This window comes from Monashia sp. HAY1-2A, assembly GCF_056755315.1.
In genome coordinates this window covers 1-241 of record NZ_JBNDHY010000717.1, presented here as the reverse complement: position 1 = coordinate 241, position 241 = coordinate 1, and the positions used below count along the sequence as shown (strand labels likewise).

The following is a 241-nucleotide window of genomic DNA, read 5'->3' as shown; positions in this document are numbered from 1 at the left end:
GTGCTCAGGTTGACTGATGCAACCGGCGCGTTGCTGACGCCATCCAGGGCATTCATGCCGGCAAGGGAAGTCGCGGTCGATGACGGTGCGGCGCAGTCGCTGGAGCTGGCATTCTTTGCACAAGCTTGGGCAATGCCGATCGCCGCCGAGTCTGCACCATTTTGCAGTTGAGCATGCTCGGAATACATCATCGCCACATCGACGGCGAAGGCGGTCATGCCCAAAAGGACCACCATGAGAA

1 protein-coding gene is annotated in these 241 nt (G+C 59.3%); it reads right to left on the bottom strand.

The window, feature by feature from the left end; all coding sequences use genetic code 11:
• Positions 1-241: pilus assembly protein TadG-related protein (locus ACPYOM_RS23660; RefSeq protein ID WP_481347854.1), on the bottom strand; the 241-nt coding region annotated here is incomplete at both ends.